Source organism: Campylobacter concisus (assembly GCF_001298465.1).
GTDB classification, from domain to species: domain Bacteria; phylum Campylobacterota; class Campylobacteria; order Campylobacterales; family Campylobacteraceae; genus Campylobacter_A; species Campylobacter_A concisus.
This window is the reverse complement of the sequence record NZ_CP012541.1, coordinates 1,120,044-1,143,276: the sequence shown is the minus strand read 5'-3', so window position 1 is coordinate 1,143,276 and position 23,233 is coordinate 1,120,044. Positions and strand designations below refer to the sequence as shown.

Annotated in this window: 27 protein-coding genes; 11 read left to right on the top strand and 16 right to left on the bottom strand. The window is 38.4% G+C overall.

From position 1 onward, the window contains the following. The first annotated feature begins 11 nt into the window (after window positions 1-11). From CCON33237_RS05865 to CCON33237_RS05855, 3 genes are all read left to right on the top strand, one after another. Window positions 12-1,523: a DKNYY domain-containing protein gene (locus tag CCON33237_RS05865; RefSeq protein WP_054196798.1), complete on the top strand. Its 1,512-nt coding sequence runs from the start codon at window positions 12-14 to the stop codon at window positions 1,521-1,523. Further along, entirely contained in the window at window positions 1,523-2,968 is a 1,446-nt protein-coding gene (locus tag CCON33237_RS05860; RefSeq protein ID WP_054196797.1) for a DKNYY domain-containing protein, read from the top strand. The genes CCON33237_RS05865 and CCON33237_RS05860 overlap by 1 nt, the downstream gene beginning before the upstream one ends. A gap of 126 nt (window positions 2,969-3,094) precedes the next feature. Beyond that, window positions 3,095-5,035 (top strand): BCCT family transporter, encoded by a 1,941-nt coding sequence (locus CCON33237_RS05855; RefSeq protein WP_054196796.1) that lies wholly within the window; start codon window positions 3,095-3,097, stop codon window positions 5,033-5,035. 360 nt (window positions 5,036-5,395) lie between these two features. Here CCON33237_RS05855 and modD read toward each other — a convergent pair whose 3' ends face one another. The 10 genes from modD to CCON33237_RS05805 all read right to left on the bottom strand — a co-directional run bounded on the left by modD (window position 5,396) and on the right by CCON33237_RS05805 (window position 12,546). Then, window positions 5,396-6,229: a ModD protein gene (gene modD, locus CCON33237_RS05850; protein WP_054196795.1), complete on the bottom strand. Its 834-nt coding sequence runs from the start codon at window positions 6,227-6,229 to the stop codon at window positions 5,396-5,398. A 1-nt stretch (window position 6,230) separates the two neighbouring features. After that, complete coding sequence (locus tag CCON33237_RS05845; protein WP_103583443.1) at window positions 6,231-6,491, bottom strand: helicase; 261 nt, start codon at window positions 6,489-6,491, stop codon at window positions 6,231-6,233. Window positions 6,492-6,503: 12 nt separating this feature from the next. Beyond that, complete coding sequence (locus tag CCON33237_RS05840; RefSeq protein WP_054196793.1) at window positions 6,504-7,967, bottom strand: alanine/glycine:cation symporter family protein; 1,464 nt, start codon at window positions 7,965-7,967, stop codon at window positions 6,504-6,506. A gap of 14 nt (window positions 7,968-7,981) precedes the next feature. After that, window positions 7,982-10,057 (bottom strand): heavy metal translocating P-type ATPase, encoded by a 2,076-nt coding sequence (locus CCON33237_RS05835; RefSeq protein ID WP_054196792.1) that lies wholly within the window; start codon window positions 10,055-10,057, stop codon window positions 7,982-7,984. Beyond that, a complete protein-coding gene (locus tag CCON33237_RS05830; protein ID WP_054196791.1) occupies window positions 10,041-10,364 on the bottom strand; it encodes a hypothetical protein in 324 nt (107 codons plus the stop codon). The genes CCON33237_RS05835 and CCON33237_RS05830 overlap by 17 nt, the downstream gene beginning before the upstream one ends. Beyond that, complete coding sequence (locus tag CCON33237_RS05825; RefSeq protein WP_021091246.1) at window positions 10,364-10,678, bottom strand: magnetosome protein MamC family protein; 315 nt, start codon at window positions 10,676-10,678, stop codon at window positions 10,364-10,366. Before CCON33237_RS05825 ends, CCON33237_RS05830 begins: the two co-directional genes overlap by 1 nt. Window positions 10,679-10,687: 9 nt before the next feature. After that, on the bottom strand, window positions 10,688-11,038 hold the full coding sequence (locus CCON33237_RS05820) for a hypothetical protein (RefSeq protein WP_021091243.1): 351 nt from the start codon (window positions 11,036-11,038) through the stop codon (window positions 10,688-10,690). Further along, on the bottom strand, window positions 11,031-11,681 hold the full coding sequence (locus tag CCON33237_RS05815; protein ID WP_054196790.1) for a ferritin-like domain-containing protein: 651 nt from the start codon (window positions 11,679-11,681) through the stop codon (window positions 11,031-11,033). Before CCON33237_RS05815 ends, CCON33237_RS05820 begins: the two co-directional genes overlap by 8 nt. After that, window positions 11,674-11,997 carry an HMA2 domain-containing protein gene (locus CCON33237_RS05810; RefSeq protein WP_021091233.1) on the bottom strand — a complete coding sequence of 108 codons (324 nt, stop codon included), beginning with the start codon at window positions 11,995-11,997 and terminating at the stop codon, window positions 11,674-11,676. Before CCON33237_RS05810 ends, CCON33237_RS05815 begins: the two co-directional genes overlap by 8 nt. A 102-nt stretch (window positions 11,998-12,099) precedes the next feature. Continuing rightward, a complete protein-coding gene (locus CCON33237_RS05805) occupies window positions 12,100-12,546 on the bottom strand; it encodes a Fur family transcriptional regulator (protein WP_054196789.1) in 447 nt (148 codons plus the stop codon). 150 nt (window positions 12,547-12,696) lie between these two features. Between CCON33237_RS05805 and CCON33237_RS05800 the strand changes: the two genes are divergently transcribed. Then, window positions 12,697-12,906, top strand: a complete 210-nt coding sequence (locus tag CCON33237_RS05800) for a hypothetical protein (protein ID WP_002942234.1) — start codon at window positions 12,697-12,699, stop codon at window positions 12,904-12,906. A gap of 91 nt (window positions 12,907-12,997) precedes the next feature. Here the strand turns inward: CCON33237_RS05800 and CCON33237_RS05795 are convergent, their stop codons facing one another. After that, window positions 12,998-13,660 (bottom strand): lipid-binding SYLF domain-containing protein, encoded by a 663-nt coding sequence (locus CCON33237_RS05795; RefSeq protein ID WP_054196788.1) that lies wholly within the window; start codon window positions 13,658-13,660, stop codon window positions 12,998-13,000. A 117-nt stretch (window positions 13,661-13,777) separates the two neighbouring features. On the opposite strand from CCON33237_RS05795, the gene CCON33237_RS05790 reads away from it, so the two are divergent. Continuing rightward, window positions 13,778-14,386 (top strand): trimeric intracellular cation channel family protein, encoded by a 609-nt coding sequence (locus CCON33237_RS05790; protein WP_054196787.1) that lies wholly within the window; start codon window positions 13,778-13,780, stop codon window positions 14,384-14,386. Continuing rightward, window positions 14,383-15,369, top strand: a complete 987-nt coding sequence (locus tag CCON33237_RS05785; RefSeq protein WP_054196786.1) for an SAM-dependent methyltransferase — start codon at window positions 14,383-14,385, stop codon at window positions 15,367-15,369. Before CCON33237_RS05790 ends, CCON33237_RS05785 begins: the two co-directional genes overlap by 4 nt. Here CCON33237_RS05785 and ybaK read toward each other — a convergent pair. After that, window positions 15,358-15,840: a Cys-tRNA(Pro) deacylase gene (gene ybaK / locus CCON33237_RS05780; RefSeq protein ID WP_054196785.1), complete on the bottom strand. Its 483-nt coding sequence runs from the start codon at window positions 15,838-15,840 to the stop codon at window positions 15,358-15,360. The genes CCON33237_RS05785 and ybaK overlap by 12 nt on opposite strands. 58 nt (window positions 15,841-15,898) lie before the next feature. Between ybaK and fliL the strand changes: the two genes are divergently transcribed. The 3 genes from fliL (at window position 15,899) to CCON33237_RS09915 (ending at window position 17,748) form a co-directional block, all read left to right on the top strand. Continuing rightward, window positions 15,899-16,435: a flagellar basal body-associated protein FliL gene (gene fliL, locus CCON33237_RS05775; protein ID WP_021091240.1), complete on the top strand. Its 537-nt coding sequence runs from the start codon at window positions 15,899-15,901 to the stop codon at window positions 16,433-16,435. Then, on the top strand, window positions 16,432-16,776 hold the full coding sequence (acpS, locus tag CCON33237_RS05770) for a holo-ACP synthase (protein WP_054196784.1): 345 nt from the start codon (window positions 16,432-16,434) through the stop codon (window positions 16,774-16,776). Before fliL ends, acpS begins: the two co-directional genes overlap by 4 nt. Before the next feature lie 144 nt (window positions 16,777-16,920). Next, window positions 16,921-17,748, top strand: a complete 828-nt coding sequence (locus CCON33237_RS09915) for a hypothetical protein (protein ID WP_054196783.1) — start codon at window positions 16,921-16,923, stop codon at window positions 17,746-17,748. A 145-nt stretch (window positions 17,749-17,893) separates the two neighbouring features. Here the strand turns inward: CCON33237_RS09915 and radA are convergent, their stop codons facing one another. The 4 genes from radA to CCON33237_RS05745 are packed head-to-tail and all read right to left on the bottom strand — an operon-like array spanning window position 17,894 to window position 21,062. After that, window positions 17,894-19,234, bottom strand: a complete 1,341-nt coding sequence (radA, locus tag CCON33237_RS05760; protein WP_054196782.1) for a DNA repair protein RadA — start codon at window positions 19,232-19,234, stop codon at window positions 17,894-17,896. Next, a complete protein-coding gene (locus tag CCON33237_RS05755; RefSeq protein WP_054196781.1) occupies window positions 19,209-19,571 on the bottom strand; it encodes a VanZ family protein in 363 nt (120 codons plus the stop codon). The genes radA and CCON33237_RS05755 overlap by 26 nt, the downstream gene beginning before the upstream one ends. Beyond that, the gene (gene ftsY / locus CCON33237_RS05750; protein WP_054196780.1) at window positions 19,564-20,430 is read right to left on the bottom strand and encodes a signal recognition particle-docking protein FtsY; all 867 of its coding nucleotides are present in this window, start codon (window positions 20,428-20,430) and stop codon (window positions 19,564-19,566) included. The genes CCON33237_RS05755 and ftsY overlap by 8 nt, the downstream gene beginning before the upstream one ends. Continuing rightward, window positions 20,430-21,062, bottom strand: a complete 633-nt coding sequence (locus CCON33237_RS05745) for a TlpA family protein disulfide reductase (protein ID WP_054196779.1) — start codon at window positions 21,060-21,062, stop codon at window positions 20,430-20,432. Before CCON33237_RS05745 ends, ftsY begins: the two co-directional genes overlap by 1 nt. A 49-nt stretch (window positions 21,063-21,111) precedes the next feature. Between CCON33237_RS05745 and CCON33237_RS05740 the strand changes: the two genes are divergently transcribed. Both CCON33237_RS05740 and rny read left to right on the top strand, forming a co-directional pair. Continuing rightward, window positions 21,112-21,756: a 5-formyltetrahydrofolate cyclo-ligase gene (locus tag CCON33237_RS05740; RefSeq protein ID WP_054196778.1), complete on the top strand. Its 645-nt coding sequence runs from the start codon at window positions 21,112-21,114 to the stop codon at window positions 21,754-21,756. Next, window positions 21,677-23,230: a ribonuclease Y gene (rny, locus tag CCON33237_RS05735; protein WP_035167447.1), complete on the top strand. Its 1,554-nt coding sequence runs from the start codon at window positions 21,677-21,679 to the stop codon at window positions 23,228-23,230. The genes CCON33237_RS05740 and rny overlap by 80 nt, the downstream gene beginning before the upstream one ends. The last annotated feature ends 3 nt before the right edge of the window (window positions 23,231-23,233 follow it).

Genomic DNA, 23,233 nt, shown 5'->3' with positions numbered 1-23,233 from the left:
ATGGAGCTAAAATGCTAAAAAAACATCCGCTAATTTCCGTAATGATCGCCATTGTTGTGATATTTTTTGCTATCTATTTTTTTATCTTTGGGTTAGCTACTATTTTAGACGACGACATTGGCGATAGTAAAGAGTTAAATAATAGCTTTTTTTACGTCAAAGATGACAAAGTCTATGCCATGGTGCCAAGCGGCGGTAAATTTGAGCTAATAGGCGTGAGGGCCAGCAAATTTAGATACATTGACACCGGAAAATACGACAACAGAAACGTTGGCGCTAGCGATGAGGCGGTATATTGTGGCAATCTCGTGATGAGCGGGCTTGATCCAAATGGCGTTAGAGCGCTTGGCAATGGCTATTTTGGCGATGGCAAGATCACATATTTTTGTGATAGCGTAAGCGAGACGAACCTCGAAATATCCGCGCTTAAAGAGTTTTGGGACATCGTCTCACATAAAATGTTTGATACGCCAAAAGCGCAAACTCATATCTATAAATTTAGGCAGGTTGATAACGCAAATTTAGCAGCGATCTTGGGCTTTGGCTATGCAAGCGACGGCGTGAAGGTCTATCATGATGGCAAAGAGCTAGAGGGCGCAAATGCTAGTAAAATGCGATATATCGAGCAGGCATCTGGCAGAAAGAGCGTGCATTTTACGACTGACGGAGAAAATGTCTATTATGACAGCACAAAACTAGGGATCAAATTTAGCCCACAAATGCGTGATATCGGCGAGATATGGCGCATTCACTATCTTTATGAGCCAAATTCTGGCATGGTCTATGCAAACGATCACGCATTTGACCCAAAATTTGCCCCATACGAGCCACTTTTTAACCTAAAAGATGAGCACTCCTATCATGCGCTCTTTCGCGGCAAAGGCGGGATCTATCACTGGGAGCGAAAGTGGCAGTGGTATAACAGCATAGATGAGGGCGAGTTTGTAAGAGACGGAGACGATCCGTTTAAAGGCGAGATAACGCCGTTATATGGCGACGTGGTGATAAGTGATGGCAAGACATATTTTCTAAAAACCTATGAAATTTGGCACAACACGAAAAATGATCACAGCCTAAGCTCACGCCACACGTGTATCGTAAGGCTTGATACAAAAGAGCAGTGGCGAAAGATAGGGCTTGTAAGAAACGATGGCTACGGAGCGGTTTATGCAAACGGAGATAAGACATATTATTTTGATAACGTCGGCTACGGCTGGCGTTTTAACAGCAGCGTTTATGATATAAACGACCTTGGTGTGGTTGAAATTCTCACTCGTCCTTATGGCCCAAATGTTAAGAATTTAAAACTTGATGAGATAGTAAAAATGGTAGATCAAGGCGCTATGACGCCAGCTGAGGGCGAGGTGGTGATCGATGCGATAAGCGACTTTGATGATTACTCGCAAAAATATGCCTACTGGATATTTTTAGCCATTGCATTTATAGTCTCGGTAGTTGGCGCTATTTTTAAAAACAAAAAGCAAAAAAGTGGGCTTAAAAAAAGGGTGGATGATTATAGATAATGAGAAAAATTACTATTAGATTTGTTTATTTTTTAGTCATCTTGACGCTATTTTTTGTTTTGGCGATGCTTTATCTATGGCATGAGGGCGAGTATCAAAGAGGCTTTGCAAACATTGATAGTAGCGAGTTTTACCGCTCGCCTGAGGGTAAAATTTACGTTCAAATTTCAGGCAGTGGCAAGTATGAGCTAAAAGGCGTCGATGAGGCTAGTTTTAGGATTTTAAAGCTAAAACATGCATACGACTACTCAAATGTGGCGGCTGATAAAAATCATGTCTATTGCGCTAGAGAAATTTTGCCTGGTCTTGATCCAAAAAGTGCCAAAGTGCTTGGCAATGGCTATCTAAGTGATGGCAAGATAAGCTATTATTGCGCCACTAGAAGCGAGAAAGAGGCGGGATTTAGAGAATTTAGCGCCATTATGAAAAACCTTGCTCACGTTTTTATAAAAAGCTACGATGATAGCCCTTATTTTTACAGGACAAAAAGGGTTGAAGGCACAAATTTAGAGCCTATATTTGACGCTGGCTTTGCAAGAGATGGCGGCACGCTTTACTACAAGGGCGAAAAGCTTGACGCAGATCCTAGCGAGCTAAGATACATCACAGCAGAAAATGGCGCTCCTAGCGGATATTACACAGACGGCAAGAGCCTATTTTTAGGCTTTTATAAGCTTGATGCGAGCTACACAGATGGGACGCGCCGGATTTGCTATGATGATAAGCACGATATGGAATATCTTTTTGAGCCAAAAAGTGGGGCGGCGTTTGCAAATGAGCTCAAATTTAGCGCTCAAAATATGCCTTATAGCGCAATTTATAGCGTGGATAACGTGCACTCGTTTTGGCCTCTTTTTGCCAGCAAAGATGGAATTTACTTTTGGGATGGCAGTAAAAACGAGCAAGCTAAAATTTCAGACTACCAGCTAAAAGGCGAGCTAAAAAGGCTCTATACTGACGTTTTTGTAGATGAGGGCTCAGCGTATTTTTTACAGCAAGGCGAAGAGTGGCAGCGCTCAAGGCACGGCAGACACTTAGTAGCACAAATAGTCTCTTTATATAAATTTGCCCCAAGCTCCTCTTGGCGTGAGTTAGGGCTGGTAAAAGATGGCGAATATGGCGCAGTTTATGCAAATGGCGATAAGCTCTATTTTTTTAGCAAGATAAAGCCATTTTATGGCATAAAGCATAGCGTTTATGAGGTGGCGGATCTGAGCGTCATAGAAATTTTAACAAGACCATCTAAATCGCTTAGTGCAAAAGATATCAGCGGTATGATAAAGCGCGGCGAGCTAGTGGAGGCAAGTGGCGAAGAGGTCGCAAGATCTAGGATAGAGTATGACTCGCCAAAGATCATTTTATATATCACATTTGGCATAGCTTTTGTCGTCATAGTGCTAATAACTCTTGCAAAACCAAAGAGAGATAAAAGCGACTTGAGATAAACTTCAAAGTGGCTATTTTTGGTGGCTAGAGCTTAAAATTTCATAAAAATTTTAAAGAGAAAATTTGATCTATTTACTCTTTTTTGTTATTTTAAAGCGAGACTGAAATTTATAAAAAGGAGAAAAATGTTTAAATTTCAAAGGTCAAAATTTAACAACTCAGTATTTATCCCATCGCTTGTTGTCATAGTTTTAATAACGGCATTTGCAGCGATTTTTCCAAATTTATCAAATGAGTTTTTTAAAGGTATGCAAAACTACATCGCGGCCAAATTTGGCTGGTTTTACATCCTAGCCGTCGCCGTCATACTTCTAAGCGTCATTATACTTGGCTTTAGCAAGCTTGGCGAGATCAAGCTTGGAGCTGATCACGTAAAGCCAGAGCACAAAAATATCTCGTGGTTTTCTATGCTTTTTGCCGCTGGCATGGGCATAGGTCTAGTATTTTTTGGTGTGGCCGAGCCGCTCATGCACTATCTAAACCCACCAGTTGGCGACGCGCAAACTATCGCAGCGCAAAAGCTTGCGTTGAATATCACATTTTTTCACTGGGGCATGAGTGCATGGTCAGTTTATGCTATCGTAGCGCTAATTCTAGCCTTTTTCTCGTATAGACACGGCTTGCCACTCACGCTTAGATCGGCGTTTTATCCGATCATCGGAGATAAAATTTACGGCAAGATAGGTAGCGCCATCGATACATTTGCCGTCGTAGCGACCCTTTTTGGTGTGGCGACCTCGCTGGGATATGGTGTGCTTCAGGTAAATGCCGGTCTTACGCACGTTTTTGGCCTGCCGACTATGCACATCACGCTTCTAATAGTGCTTTGTTTTGCAGCTACCATCTCAGCGGCAAGCGGCGTGGATAAGGGCATCAAGATCTTATCAAACGCAAATATCGCGCTAGCTATATGTTTTATGTTTTTGATACTATTTTTAGGCGATACGACACAGCTTCTAAAGTCGTTTGTACAAAACAGTGGCGACTACGTCTCTACGCTCATCTCAAATACCTTTAACCTCTACGCCTATGAGAGGCAAAACGAGAGCTGGCTTGGTGGCTGGACGCTGCTATACTGGACTTGGTGGCTATCTTGGTCGCCGTTTGTGGGGCTTTTTATAGCTAAAATTTCAAAGGGCAGAACGATAAGAGAATTTGTGATCGGCGTACTTTTAGTGCCAACTGGCTTTACCTTTGCTTGGATGAGCTTTTTTGGCAACTCAGCGATCGCTCTTGTGCAAGGCGGCTTTAGCGAGCTAGCAACGACTGTAAATTCCGACTCAGCCTCAGCACTTTTTATGTTTTTAGAAAAATTTAGCTTCTCAGGCGTGCTAAGCACCATCGCCGTCTTTATGATCGTCATATTTTTTGTGACTTCTGCCGACTCTGCGGCGATCGTGATGAATATGCTTTGTTCAAACGGTAGGGATGATACGCCGGTTTGGCAAAAGGTCTTTTGGGGCGTTACAGTGGGCGTCGTGGCGGCATTTTTGATGCTAGCAGGCGGTCTTGGCTCACTTCAAGCACTTACGATCACGACCGCGCTGCCATTTGCCATAGTGCTACTTGGTGCTATTTATGGGCTATTTAAGGCGTTACGTGTGGATCTAACCAAAAAAGAGACAAATAACTTTAGCAACATGCCCATTAGTGATCTTTCAAAGCCGTGGCAAGAGCGCCTAAGTGCGATCATTACGCTGCCAGGCAAGAAAGATGGCAAGAAATTTTTAAACGAAGTCGTGCTAAAAGTTTTTAACGAGCTAAAAGAGGAATTTGCCAAAAACGGCCTTGAAGCAAAGGTCACAAATGGCGAAAATTTTGTAAATTTAAATGTCGGACTTGGCGACGAGATGGACTTTAGATATGGCGTCTATCTCACCAAGAGCCAGAGCCCAGACTACACCAGAGAGCTTGACGGCGACGATCTTTACTACAGAGCCGAGGTATATCTAAAAGAGGGTGGTCAAGACTACGACGTGCTTGGTTGGAGCGAGGCCACGCTGATAAATGACGTAATCGAGCAATACCGCAAACATATGCAGTTCTTGCATGTCGTTAGAAGGTAGGCTTGACTTAAATTTGCCTGGAATTTGAAAATTTCTAGGCAAATTATAAATCTTACTCACTCGTTATCGTTTGTTACTGAATTTAAAAGTGTGATGTGCTTGTTTATAAATTTTAAAATTTTAATTGAGTTTTATATGCACATGGTGTAAAGCGAAATATAAGTGTTATTATTTTTTAGAGAAAACAAATTAGAAAATTTAACTTTATTAGTTTATGTTTTTGCTTGTAGTTATGAGGTGAATTTGAAATAAAAAATGTTAATTTTTTATTGCGTATCGTTCAAATTCCAGAGCCAAAATACATTTTCTGTAAATTTTTAACTTTGATAGATATTTTGCTGTATCGGTCGTCGTAAAAATTTACAAAATCTCAAGTCTGGTGCTGATATCAGCAACGCCTTTTGAATACATCGCTGACGTTACTATCGCATCGGCTTTTGCGTATTCTTTTACATTTGCTAAATTTATGCCACCAGCTGCTAGGATAATGGTATTTGGCGAAATCTCATCTCTTAAAGAGAGTACATTTTCGATAAGCTCTGGACTAAATTTATCGCATTGCACAACATCACAGTTTGCTTTTAAAAGCTTATTTGCTTCGTCTAAATTTTCCGCCTCGACGCAGATTTTTCGCTCAGCCATTTTGGCTTTAAACTCTGGTAAATGAGAGAGAAATTTATCAAAGCCACCATAAGCTTTCATGTGGTTTTTAAAAAATAAAATACTATCGCTAAGCCCAAGTCTATGGATGCCACCACCGCCTTCAAGTACGGCTTTTACGCAAAATTTCTTAGCAAATGGAAAACTCTTTCTAGTTGCCAACACTTCACACTTTTCATTGACGCACTTTGCGGCATTTACCATTTTTTTTGTATAGGTTGCAATGCCGCTGGCATATTCTAAAGCTACTTGAGCTAGCTTCCAGACCTTGTGTGCGCTTTCATAATCACCATAAATTTTGATAATTACATCGCCAGCTTTGCAAATTTGACCATTTTGGATAAAAATTTGACTTTCGCATGAAAGTAGCCTCGCGATACTTGCGGCTACATCAACGCAGCTAACGCAAATTTCATCACGTGAATAAATTTCAAGTAAGGCATTTTTATCGATATTTTGAAGCGACGTAGTAAGATCAAAGTAAGGTATATCTTCGTTTATATAGCTTAGAATTTCTGCGTCGCTAAGTATCATTTTATGCCTTTTTTACCTCATTTTTTGCTTTTATTATCATTTTTTTGAAGATTCCATTATCATAAAGTCCAGCATGATAAAGAGCAAAACAAGTAAATGCAATACCTGAAGCAACGTGAAATTTCTTAATACTTTTATTTCTTTTCATAAAAAGGGCACTTAAGCAAACTGAGGCTAAAGTGATGCCCATACCGACTTTTGATACTTGTCTATGAGTGTTTATATCAAGTAGTTTGCCACTTATTTTTGTATCGTTTTTCAAATTCTTCTCCATTTAGTTTTTATTCCAGCAACTTGTATTTTTGATACCAAGGCTTTCTGGGTCAAATTCTGGATTTTGTCCAGCTTTTCTTTGAGCTTCGTAATCTTTGACTGCTATTATCACTACTTTTGAAAGTAAGAATATAGCGATGATGTTAATAGTTGCCATCGCAGCCATTGTGATATCAGCGATATTCCAAGCGAGCTTTAAATTCATTTGAGCACCAATAAATATCATAACGACAGCTGTTATCTTAAATAGCAACGTAAGCTTGTGGTTTTTTGTTAAAAATTTCATATTTGCCTGAGCGTAGTAGTAGTTACCAATAAGTGAAGTGATGGCAAAAAGTACGACCGCAAGAGTGGTAAAATGAACTCCAAATTCACCAAAATACTCTTTCATTGCAGCTTGAACGAGAGGAAGTGCTGTTAGCACCTCACCACTTGATCCAGTTTGCTTTGTAAGATATGCCTGTGAAAATAGCACGATCATACCAGAAGCGATACATATAGTCATGTCTATAAAGACTGCCATTGCTTGAACTAGGCCTTGTTTTACTGGGTGGCTAGTATGTGCTGCGGCTGCTGCGTTTGGAGCTGAACCCATGCCAGCTTCGTTTGAGAAAAGGCCTCTTTTGATGCCTATTACGATCACGCTGCCGGCAAATCCGCCAAATATCGCTTTAAAATCAAAGGCATTTTCTAAAATCATCTTAACAACATCAGGAATTTCTTTGAAATTTAAAACGATAGCAATAAGTGCTAGCGAGATGTAGGCAAGTGCCATGAAAGGTACGATGTATGAGCTTACTTTACCGATGATGTGGCTTTTGCTAAAAAACATTACCGCCGCAAATGCCGTAAGAATAAGACCGATACCAACAGGTAGGCCGCTTTGCGCAAAGCTAACGTTGCTACCAGCTTTGTCGTAGTAAATTTCAAAGGCTGATGTCATGGTATAGCTTTGAAGGCCGTTAAAGCCGTATGCGTAGGTGATGATGAGAATCACCGCAAAAAGCGAAGCCAACCACTTTATGCCAAGGCCATTTTTGATGTAATAAGCTGGACCACCTTTAAATCCAAAAACGTCTTTTGTTTTATAAATTTGTGCAAGTGTGCTCTCTATAAAAGCCGAAGCTGATCCTAAAAATGCCATCAAGCACATCCAGAAAAGAGCACCAGGACCGCCCGCGGCGATAGCAGCTGAAATTCCAGCGATATTGCCTATGCCAACGCGCGAAGCAGTCGAGATCATAAGTGCTTGAAATGGCGTTAAATGGTGCTTATTGTACTTGTCTTTTTTTTCTACTAAGACCCTGCAAGCCTCAAAAAACATCCTAAACTGCACAAAACGAGTCAAATAACTAAAATAAATTCCCGTAGCCACAAGAATAATGACTAAAAAATATCCATATAAAAAGTCGTTGGCTACGTCCATTTTGCCGTTTAAAAAATTTAAGAAACTATCAAGCACCATCTACCCTTTCAAATTTATTTTGATTTGAATTTTACGCCCTTCATTGAGTTTAATAAAAGCCAAATCGTTGTGCCATTATGAAGCATGGCAGTTGCTATTGGATTTAACATGCCAAGTGTCGCAGCACTTAGTATAGCTGTGTTTACGCCAACGGTTGAGCGGAAATTTGAGCTAATTAAATCCATTGTTTTATTTGCTAGCTCTTTTACAAGAGCTACGCTCATGATGTCGTCTTTCAAAAGACTTATATCAGCCGTCGCTTTAGCTATATCAGCACCCTTGTGCATACTTATGCCCACATTTGCCTTAGTTAGGCTTGGAGCATCATTTATGCCATCTCCCACAAAGGCTACTTTTTTGCCCTCGCTCTTTAACTCTTCGATAATAGCTGCTTTATCTGTTGGTAAGCACTCTGCATAGACTCTATCAAGTCCAAGCTCGCGTGCCACCTCTTCAGCCTTGCTTTTGATGTCACCACTTAGCATGACGACCTCTTTTACGCCAAGACTGCGTAGTTTTACCACCATGTCTTTTGCGTTTTCTCTCATATCATCTTTCATAGCGATGACTCCGACTAGCTCTTTATCATATCCTACGTAGAGTAAGGTTAAACCGCTATTTAATGCTTTGCTTATTAAAGCTTCATGAGCTTTAAAGCTTATCATCTCGTCATCTTCTAAGAAGTGCCTGCTGCCGATAACTACCTCTTTGCCGTGCATCGCAGTTTTTACGCCATGAGCTACGATAAATTCAACTTCATCGTGATGGATATGGTGGAAACCACGCTTATTTGCAGCTTCAACTATTGCTTCAGCTACTGGATGAAAGTAGTGTTCCTCGGCACTTGCAGTTAAATTTAATATATCATTTTGAGAAAAGCCCTCTTTAAATGAGTAAATTTCAACTACACTTAGGCGTCCATGTGTAAGAGTGCCGGTCTTATCAAATACAAAAGTATCAACTGAGCTTAAAGCTTCGATCGCCTTTGCACCTTTTACAAGAATGCCGTTTCTACCAGCTTTTGAGATGCTTGATTTAAAAGCAACTGGTGTAGCAAGCTTTAATGCGCAAGAGTAGTCCGCTTGAAGTACGCTAGCAACGCTATTCATATTTTTATTTATAATGTATGAAAGTCCAGCAAGCGAGAGCGTAACAGGCACAAGTTTATCAGCTAGTTTTAACGCTTTTACACCAATGGCTGATTTTTCATTGAGTGAGGTTTGTATGTACTCTTTGATCCTAGCTGTCGCTGTGTCGCTACCTACATTTTCAGCCCAAATTTTTATCCTACCTTCATCAACCACGGTGCCACTTATAACACGGTCGCCTCTAGCTTTTGGTATAGGCTCAGCCTCTCCGGTCATTGAGACTTGATTTACATCGGCATTACCTTCAACGATATAACCATCAACACCTATCGTCTCACCAGCTCCAACTACTACGATGTCGCCCTTTTTTAAATTTTCGGTTTTTACTTTTTCAAGCGTCTTTTCACCATTTAAATTTCTCTCGACCCAGACTTCTTCGATATTTGGTTTTGCTAGCTCTTTGATGAGATCATCGCTTCTGTGGCTAGCACTTTCTTCCATATATTCGCCGATATTTATCATCAAATTTGTGCTATTTGCTGCTAAATGATCGCCCATTGCTAGGCTAGTACCAATGGCAGTTGCCTCAAGCACTTTTGAAGTGATACCCTCATGCCTTAGCTCTTTTGCACCTTCTATTAGATTTGGAGCTGTGGCGTAAAGAGTCACGGCTGATTTTAGAGTTTTGTTACTCATAAATGGCGTTATGCCAAGTGCAACAGCAGCCTTATAGATATTTGCCTTGCTTGGCAAATTTGGATCTTTTGCCTTTGTTGGAAATTCATAGCTCTTGATAAAGTTTAAAATTTTATCGTAGTTTTTATCGTATTCAACGATAATGCTTTTTGCGTATTTATTTACACGAACACTTAGTGCATCAGTTCGCTCTGAGATCGCAGCCTCGATAGCGCTGACGTCGCTTCTAGCGTTTAGGCTCTCGCAAATAAACCTCGCTCTATTTTTACTCTTGTGAGCTAGAGTGATCTTATTTTTGTGAGTCAAGTTCTGCTTTGACATCTTCAAAACGCTCTTTTAGTTCTTCTATGCCAGCATTTATAAGCTCGCCACCTTTGATAATCGCTTTAAATACGCACTCTTGTGCTTTTGGATTAGTCAGTACATAAGCTGCGATACCACCTAAAACTAGACCTTTTACAAAGCCAGCAGCATTAAAATTTTCAGGCACAAATGGTAAATTTTGAGCTGCATTGTTTATTGCATTATCGATTGCGCTTGGCTGAGAAGCTGCTGCATTGTTAGCTGCAGTTTCACTTGCTACGTTTTCTTCATTAATGTAAGGGTTATTCATTATTTACTCTCCAATTTTATTAGTTTTTCTGCTATCAAAAGACCGCCGATACCAGCTGCTGTAAAAGCTGCCGCATTTAGATATTTTTTTTGTGCTATTAAATTTGAAGCATGAATGCCAACAGCACCTACAAAACCACCTGTTACAGCGTATTTTGCTATCTTTTTAGCGACATCTTTTTTAGTCGCTCTATTATTTAGATAGTCGCTAAAGCCAAGTGCAGCTGCACCCATGCCAGCGATTAAAGCTCCGCTGATGAAGTGATCAAATGGAAGTCTTGTGCTTGAAAGTGTAAAAAGACTATTTTCTTGCATTCTCTATCCTTAAGCTATATCGTTTGGTGTGATAGCTTTTGGAGCGGCTGGCTTTTTAGCGCGTGGTTTTCTTGTTTTCTTTACCACTTTTTCAGCCTCTTTTTCTACTTTTTTAGCACCACGTTTTGCTTTTTTCTCTTCTTTTACTATAAAGTCTTTTGCATCTTTTGCAACACTTTTACCTTTTTTGTAAAGATCTTTTGCGGCCTCTTTGCCTTTATCAAAGCCATCTTGGGCGTACTCTTTGATCTTATCTCTTTTATTCCAAGCAGCTATTGCTAAACCGCCTACTGCTAAACCTGCTAAAAATGGTAATGCCATTTTAAATCCTTTCTTTGTTTGATTTTGTAAATTATTCATTTTCTTCATCCTTATTAAAATTTTTGCTAACTACTGAAATACCTAATGCCCCAAGCGCAAGTCCGCTAAAAAACGAGAAATTTGGATTATTGGTTATCTTTGCTAACTCATTTTTATCAGCTTTGCCACTTGCGATATTTTGCAAGCTTTTAGTTATCTCATTAAAGTCGTTTTGATAGTTTTCTAAAATATTTGTTATGCCATTTTGCTCAAAATTTTGTGAAATTTCATTTAAATTTAGCTCATTTTTTATTTCACAGCCACTATAAATTTCTTTTAAGCGTTGTTTTAAAGAGGCGACGTATTCGTTATTTGAAGTAGCCCAAAGTCTAAAAAATAGATCTTTTAGCTCCTCGTCATCTAAGCTTTCACAAAATTTTTCATACATTTTATTTAGCTCTAACTCATAGTTTAAAGCTTGTATTAGCGCATCTTCTTTATTTTTTGCTGGCAAAAATATAGCTTCATTTTCGCAAGCAAGCTCATAATCATGCGTACTCGCAAATTTTTCTATCAAGATGATCGCATTTTTTCTGATATTTGCGATCTCGTTAAAAACATCACCAAATAAAACTAAATTTTCATATAAACTAAGTGCGTTTTTTTCGCTGGTGTATGATGCATTTAAAAGTTCATTAAGCATATTTTACTTCTTTTGCAACTTCATTTACTCTAGTTGAAATCTCTTCTAAATTTTGCCCTTTTAAAAGATCTTCCCAAAGGTTTTTTGGAAAAATTTCATGATCATATTCGATCGTTACAGAGCCGATTAGCTTGTTAAATTTTACATTTTTTATACCATTTATCTGAGCTATCACATCATCTAGGCTAGCTAAATTTACGCTGCTACTTAGCTCTTTTATCTTTGGACTAACTCTTACTCTTAGTCTACCGTTTGTGTGAGCTATCATTGAAAAATAGCTTGCAACTTGTGCTAAAGTTTGTGTTTTTATATCCATTTTTATCCTTTTTTTTAATTGCGTATTATCTATTTCATAGCTTAAATAAACCTGAAATTTTTTTGTTTTTCATTATCAAAAAGTAAAATGAAATGATAAAATTTAATTTCCATTTTTCTCTTGGCAATCACTGCAAATACCATAAAGTATCATCGTATGTGACTGCTCGCTAAAATTTTTTTCTTTGCAAATTTGCTCTTGTCTTTGCTCTATCATCTCATCTTCAAAATCAACTATCTTTTCACAAATTTCACATATCAAATGATCGTGCGAGGATTTTAAATTTAACTCAAATTTTTTTACTCCATTTTCTTCAAAACAATTTGCAAGATGATGCATTTCGAGAAAATTTAAAAACGAGTAAATTGATGTCATTGAAATTTCATTCTTGTGGATTTTGTAAATTTCTGAAGAAATTTCTTGAGCACTTAGATGAGAGTTGCTAATGAAAAGTACATGCAAAATTTGTTCTTTTAACTCTGAGCTTTTCTGCCCAAAGGCTTCTAAAAACTCTTTAAAATGCTTATAAAATAGTTCAAAATTATCCACAAAAACCTAACTAAAATGATAATGAATATAAGGATTTTACAACTTTACTTATAAAAAAAGCATAAAATTTCTTACGAATTTCAAGTAAAGTATTTTATAAGATTGTTTTGGTATAGTGTCGCATTTTTTAAATCAAAATTAAGGAATAAAATGACTTACGACGAGCTTGAATTAGACGCCGTTTTGTTAGAGGTTTTAGAAAATAGAGGCAGTTTTGATTCTATGGACGATGAGGAGCTTTACGAGCTTATAGAACAAGTTGCACAATATACAGATGGCGATTACGAAGAAGCGTTTGAGTATATGACTCAATTTTCTCCAATCCCTAAAAAACGCTTTGTTTCACTATTTATGGTTTAGCAAAAAGCTAAGCCATAACTTCTATAAAATTAATCAAAAAAGTAAAAATAAAAAGAGCTCTTGACCCACTTAATGAGCCAAGAAATTTGAGCTATAAGAAGTATTTTGAGATTATTTCTTTAAATTTGAGAGTATATTTACTAGCTTTTGGGCTATTATTGTAGATATTCTCAAAATCATACATTCGCTCATAGTAATCATTTGTATCTTGTCTATTTATTTTTAGCCTTGCCACATCTAGGCTAACGCCTACAAAAGCACCACTTGTCTTGCCACGCTCCTCAGCAAATGCTGAAATTTCAGGCAAATCACTTGTGATCGCTACTTCATTACCAACGCCACCAGTTGCTTCTGCTTTTAGACTGATCGTATCTTTTGCATTAAATAAATTTGCATAAGCTTCTGAATTTTTAAATAAGATGATCATGTCAGCTGAGCTGTAACCAATCTGCAAGCCTATACTTCCGGATGTGTAATTTACAAAAAATGGGCTTGACCATTCACCATCATCGTTTTTAGCGATAAATACGCCTTTGCCTGTTGAGCCAGTTACAACAGCGCCTGCTTTTGTTACATCAGGGATTATGGCGATCGCTTTTATGCCTTCAAATTTAGTGTTTGGCTTTAAATTTCTTGCACCAAAAGCATTTAAAATATTTATTGCATTTTTTAGCTTTTGATTTTGGATCACATCAGCATTTAAGTTTGGCGTGAAAAATAAACCAGCAAGAAATATGATTAATAGTCTTTTCATTAAAATTCCTTCCTTAAATTTTTCGTTATTATAGCCTAAAATAAACTAATGGTAAAAATAGTATTAATGATTTTTTATGAGAGTTCATTATAAAATGCGACCTTTTAAGGGAAAAATATGAGTTTAATACTTTTTGTCGAATACGTCGGTATCGCATCAGCTGCACTTAGCGGGTTTTTATTTGCAGTGAAAAAGGAATGCGACTGGCTTGGAGTCTTTTTGTCTGCATTTTTGACCGCACTTGGTGGCGGTATCATGCGTGATATGCTCGTTGGCAGGGCGGTTTATTCATTTACGCACTATATGCCAGTAAGCGTTGTTATTTTTATGTTGATTGTTTCAAGAGTGGCAAATTTACACATAAAAAGAGAAGGTTTGGAGCGAAAATTTGTATTCATTTTCGCAGATGCGATCGATGTTATCTGTTTTTCGATCGTTGGCGCGATGGTTGCTATTGAGTACAACTACAACATCTTTGGCGTCATGATGATCGCCTTTTTTAACGGCGTTGGCGGCGGTATCTTAAGAGATATTTTGCTAAATGAAATTCCATGGTTTTTACGCACTGGACTTTACGGCACGATAAGCCTTGGCGTTGGGCTTGCTTACTTTGTGCTATATCATCTAGGCCTAACCAATATATTTTTTACTATGCTCTTGCTTGCTGCTGGCATAACGGTTAGGATGTTTGCGTTTTACAGAGGCTGGAAGCTACCTGATCTATGAAATTTAGCGAGTTTTTTGATATCTGGGCCAATGAAAACTACTATAAATTCGGCGTAGATATCGGCAAAAAGGGCGATTTTTATACAAATGTAAGCGTTGGCTATCTCTTTGGTGCTTGCCTTGCAAACTACTTTTTAAAGCTGCTTAGAAAAGGCGAAATTTCTAGCTCTTGTAAGGTTGTGGAGATCGGCGCAAACTCAGGTGAAATGCTAGCTGATTTTGTTCAAGGAATTTTTACACTCGAGCCAGAGATCTTAAAAAATTTAGAGTTTATTATCATTGAGCCTCATGAAAATTTAAGAAAAAAGCAGCTTGAAACTTTTACAAAGCGCTTTGGCAATGATGTCAAAATAAGGCATTATGAAAATTTAAACGAGTGTTCATTTGAAGAAATTTTTGTTATCTCAAATGAGCTACTTGATGCATTTAGCTGTGAGGCGATAGATGGCGAAAATATGCTTTTTGTGGATAGTGAGCTAAAATTTTACTGGCAAAAAGCTGATCAAAATTTATTAGACTTGGCAAAGAAATTCGGGATAAAAAAGGGCGAGATATCAGCTAGCTACGCTAAATTTGCAGCCCAGCTTGCAAATGCAGCAAAAAAGGTTAGATTTTTAAGCTTTGACTACGGCGAATTTGAGCCAAAAAATGAGTTTAGTTTAAGAGTTTTTAAAGATCATCAAGTTTTTTCTTTGTTTGAAATTTCAAACCTTGCACCATACTTTAAAACTTCAGATCTAACTTATAGTCTTTGCTTTAAACAAGTTGAATACGCTTTTAGTGAGACTGGCTTTAAGATGCTTAAATTTAAAAAACAAAATGATGCCCTAGTTTGCGACTTTGGCGTGGATGAAATTTTATCTTTAGTGCTTGAAAAAGGTAGCAAGCAAGCCTATGAAAATGCAGCTAAACAAGCAAAATTTCTACTCTCACCAGAGTTTTTAGGCGAGAAGTTTAAATTTATAGAGTTTTTAAAGAGCTAGCCTAGCGATATTGGCAAAACTTGCTTCACAAGCCTTTAAAAGATCGTTTGGTGCTATTTTGATCTGCTTACCTCTTACACCAGCACTCACAAGTACGTAATCAAGCTCTCTAGCACGTTCGTCTATAAAAGTCGCAAAGTGTTTTTTCATAGCAAGCGGTGAGCAGCCGCCCCTGATGTAGCCAGTGATCTTTTCTAAGTCTTTTAAATTTATAAGCTCGCAGCGTTTAGCTCCGTACGCGTGAGCAAGTGCTTTTAGATCAAGCTCCAAATCGCCCTGTAAGCAAGCAACAACGAAATTTTTAGGCTCACACTCACAAACAATAGTTTTATAAATTTGCTTTATATCTTGCTTGGTGCTAGCTGCTACGTGAATGGCTGAAAGATCGTTTAAATCAACTTCATACTCTAAAATTTCATAATTAATTTTTAGCTTATCTAAAGCCCTAGCCGCATTTGTTTTATGTATCATTTTTTCTCATTTTTGCGAATTTTTTGTATAATTATAGCCAAAACTTAAAGGAGGAAAGATGGCTGAAGAAGTTGAAGAGAAAAAGGCAAAAAAAGGTGGCAATGGTGCATTAATGATAATTATCATTGCGATATTTGTTTTGCTGCTAGTTATTGGAGGGCTAGTCGCGTTTTTGATGCTTAGTTCTGACGAGCCAAAAGAGGCAAATATGGCGCAAACACCAGCTCAGACTCAAACGCAGTCCATGCCAGCTCAAAATAAGGCAAAGCATGGTAGCAACGACTATTCAAATATGGGGCCGATATATCCGCTTGATCAGTTTATTGTAAATTTGCTTAGCGAAAATGGCTCAAGATTTCTTAAAACTAAGATTGATATGGAGCAAAGCGATGAGTTGCTAACTCCTGAGCTTGATAAGAAAAAAGCACTTTTAAGAGACATTATCATTAGAACACTTTCGTCAAAAACTTACGAAGAAGTAAGCACTGCAAAAGGCAAAGATAGGCTAAAAGACGAGATCGTCGGCAAGCTAAATGAAGTGCTAAATGATGGCTACATCAAAAACATATTTTTTACTGATTTTGTGGTGCAATGATAGGCATTGATATCGTTAAGATAGATAGGATTTCAAGACTGAAGGCTCGTCACGGTGAGCTTTTTTTAAAAAAATTTCTTAGTGATGACGAGATCATGCTAGCAAAAAACGATGCGACTTTGGCTGGATTTTGGGCGGCCAAAGAAGCAGCTAGTAAAGCCCTTGGTGTGGGCATTAGCAAAGAGTGTGGCTTTTTGGACATTGAGCTTAGCAAAGACGCAAAAAACGCACCAAAGATAAAATTTAGCCCAAAAATTTATATAAATTTTAATATCAAAGAAGCAAGCCTTAGCATAACTCACGACGGCGGATTTGCTGTAGCTGCAGTGATGATTGTCTAAAATTTATACATTTTTACAAAGCTTTTTAATATCTTTTAACTACTTCTGATAAATTTAAAAAACGTATTTTTATAAAATTTTTTAAAGAAAAGACGATATCTTAGATTAAGATTTAATGGAGCTAAAGAAACTAAGGATAGTAAAATGCAAATTTCTAATAACCTCTCAACTACTAACTATCTTTCAAGAGAAAACATAGCAAGAGAGATGGGCTTTCAGTTTAACGATATAAACGAGATACTTAGTAACGATATGGGATATGGTATGAGCTTTCCTAAATACGCAAGGCTTGATAGAAAAGCTCAAGCTGCAGCTTATGATAGACATATATATCCGCTATCTGGCTTTACAAAGGGTGATGAAGCAAAAGTCACTATCATAGGAAAGCTTAGAGGCTATGATCCTGATTTTACAAGTGAGCAGTTATCGGATCTTAAAAATTTCATAAATGAAAGCAAGGGTTTATTTGTAGAATACATACAAGGTCAGCAAGCAAAACCAGACAACGATAAGCCAAAAATTTTAAGAGATACCCCATACACTGTAAATGAATTTTTAAATGAATATCGTGGCGATAGCGATTTGCTATTTATGCAAAACTCAAGGACTATTGATCTGCTTGATAGTGATATGAGCGTTGATGAGTTTAAAGAGGAGTGGGCTAAATATGTATTAAAAGAGCGATTTGATCTAACTCTATCTGGCGAAGATGCTAAAAATGCTGTCAATATATTAAAAGAGCTAAACGAAAAAGGTATTCAGAATATAGATAATCTTGAAAAAGAAGACAACGCTAAAGAGAAGAAATTTACACCTATACAAGTTACTAAAAAATCTCATACCTATAAGCTTGAAGCCGATGAGAGATTTAAAGAGCTTTATAAATTTATAAAGAGTGAATTTGATAGTGGCAAGAGCATGTTTGAAATTTTAGAAAAAGTGGCAAAGCTTAAAGTGGATAAGAGGGCATAGGTATTTTATAAGCAAAGAATGGAATTTTTATAATTTAAATTTCAAAGAAAAAGCATAGATGCTCTCAGACTTATACAAAAGATAAATTTCAAAAAACATGTCCTAGCCAGCAAAGTATTGATATTAAGTCGCTAGCAAGATAAATTTACATCCACTCAAGCACTTGCGTGATATCTTTGGCGTAAAAGCACTTTAGTCCTTGCGTGTCAAGCGGTTTGTTTGGGATGATAGCATTTTTAAATTTCTGCATTTTTGCCTCTTTTAGGCGCTGATCGAGATTGAAAATCTCTCTTATCTCGCCGTTTAGACTTAGCTCGCCGATGAAGACGCTGTCCTTGCTGATAGGGCGGTTTTTAAAGCTACTTATTATCGCTGCGATGACGGCTAGATCTGCCGCAGTTTCGTTTATCTTAACGCCACCTGAAACGTTTATGAAGACATCGTAGTGGCCAAGTGGGATCTCTAGCTTTCGCTCAAGTAGGGCTAGCAGCATATCTAGGCGGTTTCTCTCAAAGCCAGTCGAGCTTCGTTTTGGATAAGCGCTTTCGCAAACAAGTGCCTGAATTTCGATGCTAAGCGCCCTTGAGCCTTCCATTATGATAGTTATCGCACTTCCACTCATCGCCCCGCCACGTGTGAAAAATTTACTCGAAACCTCGTTTGCGCTCACCAGTCCGTGCTGGCTCATTTCAAATATACCAACCTCACTCGTCGAGCCAAAGCGGTTTTTAAACCCACGCAAAATTCTTAACTCTCTGCTCGCATCGCCCTCAAAATAAAGCACCACATCGACCATGTGTTCAAGCACTCTAGGCCCTGCGATCGAGCCCTCTTTGGTAATATGACCGATGATGAAAACGCAGATATTTTGGCTCTTTGCAAGCCTCATCAGCTCAAATGTGATCTCTCGAACCTGTGTGATCGAGCCTGGAGCGGAGCTTATATTTTGACTATAAAGCGTTTGTATGGAGTCGATTACTAGCACTTTGTAGTCGCTTTTTTGCACTTCTAGCAGGATATCTTCTAGGCAAATTTCAGTTAATAAGTATAAATTTTTATCCACAGCATTTAGCCTGTCAGCTCTCATTTTTATCTGGCTTTGGCTCTCTTCGCCACTTACATAGAGCGTTTTTTTACCGTCTTTTGCTAAATTTGAGCCGATTTTTAGAAGCAGGGTTGATTTGCCGATGCCCGGACTACCACCTATTAAAACGAGTGAGCCCTCGACTACGCCACCACCAAGAACAAGGTCGAGTTCGCTATCTTTGGTGCTAAATCTCGTAAAATTTTGAATTTCAACTTCATCTATGCTTATGGCTTTGCTGGCTACTCCGGTGCTTTTTGCTATCTCTTTGCTTATCTTTATCTCTTGCTGACTAAGCTCGACAAAGCTATCCCAAGCCCCACATTGTGGGCATTTGCCTAGCCATTTGCTCTGCTGGTTTCCGCAGGCTTGACACTCAAAAACTGGCTTTGCTTTTGCCATAAATTATCCTTTTTAAAATTTCAACTACTATAACTCCAAAAGTTGCTCCGATCATGTCAGCCACGATGTCAAGCAGGCTAAATTCCCTGTTTGGTAAAAACGCTTGAACGAGTTCTATTTGCACACCAAAGGCTAAAAGTAGGGCTAAATTTTTAAAAATTTTAAACTCATAGCCAAGATAGAGCAGGATGTATAGGATGCAAAAAGCTAAAAAATGATTTGCTTTATCCCACGAATTTTCGATGATCGTGGGACTTTTTGGAGTAAATGCAAGAAAATCAATTGCTAAAAGAGCAGCGAAAAAGCAAATTTTACTAAGAAATTTTACCCTACTCAAAAATGGCGTCCATTAGCTCGTCTAAAAACTCGTCTGGATTAAATTTGATGATATCGTCCATACTCTCGCCAATGCCTATATAAAATATAGGTAGCTCAAGCTCTCTTGCCACACCAAACAGTGCTCCACCCTTTGCAGTACCATCAAGCTTTGTGATGATAACGCCATCAAGCGAGACAATATCGTTAAACGCCTTTGCTTGTGCTACTCCGGCATTACCTTGCGTGCCATCAAGAATCAAAATTTTGCGGTGAGGCGCTTTTTCGTAAGCTTTTTTGCTAATACGAACGATCTTTTCTAGCTCGTTTGCTAAATTTGTCTGATTTTGAAGTCTGCCAGCCGTATCAAGGATGACTCGGTCGATGCCTTTTGCAAGGGCTGAGCTAATCGTATCGTAAGCAACAGCCGAAGGATCATGCCCTTGCTGTGTGGCGACTATTGGCACATTTAGCCTAATTGACCACTGGCGTAGCTGCTCGATCGCTCCAGCTCTAAATGTATCACAAGCGCCTAAAATGACGCTTTTGCCATTATTTTTATATAAATTTGCAAGCTTTGCGATTGTGGTCGTCTTGCCAGCGCCATTTACGCCAAGGATGAGATCGACAAATGGCTTATCAGGCTCGATCACGCGCTCATTTTCGTAGATGAAATAGCTACTCATAACGCGCCTTAGGTCGGCTCTGCTCACTTCATCTTGTGGTGGCAAGTAGTATAAAATTTCTTCCACGATCTCGTAAGCTACGTCAGCTTCAAGCAAAATTTCTTCTAAGCTCTCTTTGTCTATCTTTTTTGACTTCTTCGCTGAGCTTATCGCTCCAAAAGTCTTCTCAAGGCCTTTTTTTAGAAAATCAAGCATTATTTTGTAGCCCTATTTATGTCATTTTCAAGCATCTCTTCAGGCACAAGACCGATGTAGCCTTGAACGTAGTCGCCATTTGCTTTAAAAAGTGCTGACGCAGGCAAGCCTTTTATGCCACCCATTGCTTTTTCAAATAAAAAATTTCCCTCGCCAACCGCGACTTCGTATTTTATTTTATATTTTTGAGCAAAATCTTTTACTTCATCTTCACTTTTGTCTTCAAGTAGCACACCAACGATATCTAGTTCGTTTTTAAATTTCTCGCTTAGGTTATTTAAGTGAGGGATCTCGGCCTTGCAAGGTGGGCACCAAGTGGCAAAAAATACGTAAAGAGTTGCTTTTTTGCCATCTTTTACATCAAAGCCATTGCTTCTTTTTGTAATCTGCATAGTTGCTCCACTTAGCAGCTTTAGATTTATCTCTTTTATCTCGCTATCTTGGGCATTTTCACTCATTTTTGGAGTGAGTGAGTCTTTGCTTAAATTTTCATCTTTGCTAGCATTTTTATCTAAAATTTTGCCTTGCGTTTGTTCGCTTGTATTTTGCTCTTTTTTTTGCTTGTTCTCGTCGCCGCATCCAAAAAATGCAAAAATGCAAAGTGATGTTATAATTGCTCGTTTTAATGTCATAAATTTCCTTTTGAATAAGATTTCAGGATTATACAAGAAAGAGCATAAAATGAGCGTTAATTTAGAAAAAAATGAATTTAGAAAAAATGCAAGAGCAAATTTGATGAAACTTACTAAATTTAAGGCCAAATGCTCGCATTATAAAGCTACGAAAACTCTTTTAAAATTGATAAATTTTACAAATTCTAAGAAAGTATTGTTTTATTTGCCACTTAACTACGAAGTTGATGTGCTTAAAATAAGGCGAAATTTATCGCATAAATGTGAAATTTTTGCCCCTTTTATGGTAGGTCTTAGCTTAGAGATGGTAAGATTGCGACTGCCATTTATAACTTATAAATTTAACGTCAGACAGCCATCTGGCAAAAAAATGGATAATGTTAGACTTGATATGGCAGTAGTTCCAGCGATTGGGGTTGATGGAGCTATGGCTAGGATAGGGCACGGAAAAGGATTTTATGATAGATTTTTTAACTCTTTGCCCATTAAGCCAAAACGGATAGTTTTTCTTGAGATAAAAGACTTTTACACCAAAGATGTACTTTCAAATGCACAAGACGCGGTAGCAGACTTTTATATAACCCCAAATAAAAATTATATAAAAAGAGGAATAAATGATAGAGGTTTTAATAGGCTTAGGAGCCGGTGTGGCGGGCGTTGGAGCAGGGTATCTCTACGCCAAAAAGATAAATGATGCAAACTACAACATCTTCTTAGAACAAGCAAAAGCAAAAGCAAAAGCAATAGAATACGAAGCTGAACTAACGCTTAAAAATTCTAAAATTTCAGTACAAGAGGCTGAATTTGAGGCTAAAAAAAGATACGATGACAAAACAACAAAGCTTCAAAAAGAGTATGCGAGTAAATTTGATGAGCTGACCAAAAAAGAGAAAATTTTGCTAAATGAGCAAGAGCTTTTAAATGAGAGCAAAGAGCTTTTTGAAAAAGATAAGCAAGATGCGAAGATCACTTACGAAGAGGGCTTAAATTTAAAAGCGACTTATCAAAACAAAGTAGAAGAGGCGATAAGAGTGCTTGAGCACGCTGCTGGTTTAACGGAGGAAGAGGCAAAAGAGGTCGTGCTTAAAAAGGTCGAAGAGAAGTCACGTGCTGACATCGCTCACATCGTTAGAAAGTACGAAGAAGAGGCAAAAAGAGAGGCTAAAAAGAGAGTTAATTACATCTTGGCGCAGGCTACGTCAAGATTTGCTGGAGAATTTGCAGCTGAGCGTCTGATAAATGTCGTAAATATTAAAAACGATGAGCTAAAAGGTAGGATCATTGGCAAAGAGGGACGTAATATCAAGACCCTTGAAATGGTGCTTGGTGTTGATATTATCATTGATGACACACCACATGCGATCATCTTAAGCAGCTTTAACCTTTACAGACGTGCGATCGCAACAAGAGTGATCGAGCTTTTGGTGGAGGATGGAAGAATTCAGCCAGCAAGGATAGAAGATCTTCACAAAAAAGTGACTGAAGAATTTGAGCAAAGCATACAAGAAGAGGGCGAAAATATCGTCATGGATCTTGGTCTAAATAAAATTCATCCAGAGATCGTAAAACTAATAGGCAAGCTTAAATTTAGAGCGAGCTACGGACAAAATGCCCTAGCGCACAGCCTTGAAGTAGCTCACCTTGCTGGCATCATCGCAGCTGAGTGTGGCGGAGATGAGAAGCTTGCAAAAAGAGCTGGCATACTTCACGATATTGGTAAGGCGCTAACTCACGAGTATGAGGGCAGTCACGTTGATCTTGGAGCAGAAATTTGTAAGCGCTACAAAGAGCATCCAGTAGTCATCAACGCTATCTACGCTCACCACGGCCACGAAGAGGCAACAAGTATAGAAAGTGCGGCTGTTTGCGCAGCTGACGCACTAAGTGCAGCTCGTCCAGGTGCAAGGCGCGAGGTGCTTGAGAGCTTCCTAAAACGTGTCGAAGAGATCGAGAACATCGCAAAAAGTAAAGATGGCATCAAACAAGCTTATGCGATAAATGCAGGCCGTGAGATTCGTGTCATCGCAAATGCTAAACTCATAAACGACGACGAGGCAGTGCTTGTAGCAAAAGAGATAGCTCAAGAGATTGAGAGTAAGGTGCAGTATCCTGGTGAGATAAAAGTAAGCGTCATCAGAGAGACTCGCGCTGTTGATTTTGCGAAATAACGG